Annotated in this window: 1 protein-coding gene; it reads left to right on the forward strand. The window is 45.9% G+C overall.

Annotated features, from left to right (window positions below; all coding sequences use genetic code 11):
* Positions 1-775, forward strand: a 775-nt coding sequence (locus AB4496_RS06810; RefSeq protein ID WP_372130715.1) for an acyl-CoA dehydrogenase domain-containing protein, incomplete at its 5' end; no start/stop codon positions are given.
* Positions 776-799 lie beyond the last annotated feature (24 nt).

Consider the following 799-nt stretch of genomic DNA (forward strand, 5'->3'; position numbering starts at 1 on the left):
AACTGGCTCTAAGTTCATTAAAGCCGACATGAGCGGTCCAACGAAGCCTTACTACCAAGATTTGACTCGTTTGAGCCGCGCACTTGCAGTGAGTGCGGATTTCGCAATGCTGACGCTAGGTGGTGAACTGAAACGTAAAGAGCTTATCTCTGCACGTTTGGGTGATGGTCTAAGTTACCTATACATGGCGTCTGCTGCACTTAAAAAGTATGAAGACGAAGGTCGTCAACAAGCTGACCTAGACTACGTACACTACGCGGTTCAACACTGTTTCCACAATGCGGCTAAGTCGTTACAAGAAGCGTACCGTAACTTCCCGAACAAGATGGTTGGCAAAGTACTTAAAGGTCTAGTTTTCCCTGTAGGTAACCACTTCGAAAAACCAAGTGATAACCTAACAGTTCAACTAGCAGAAAGCTTGATGACTCCGGGCGCACACCGTGAACGTCTGACTCACCTTTGCTACATCGGCAAGGAAGAGGATGATAGTGTTGGCCTTATGGAGAACGCGTTCAATGCGATGTACAGCATCAAGCCTCTGGAGCGTAAGATCTTCAAAGCAGTGAAAGAGGGCAAAGTGGCTCGTAAAGGCTTGTTGGCAGACAAACTGGCTCAAGCACTTGCTGCCGATGTTCTGACACAAGAAGAAGTCGACCAAATTGTTGCTGCTGATAAACTGCGTTACACAGCGATTCAAGTTGACCACTTCAGTCATGACTTTAGTGAAACTTTGACGCGAAAAGAGTTAAAACCTAAGCTAAATAGCGTTGCTTAGATAACGAAATGATAAAAGGCACCT

Source organism: Vibrio sp. 10N.222.46.A1 (assembly GCF_041473595.1).
Classification (GTDB): domain Bacteria; phylum Pseudomonadota; class Gammaproteobacteria; order Enterobacterales; family Vibrionaceae; genus Vibrio; species Vibrio tasmaniensis_A.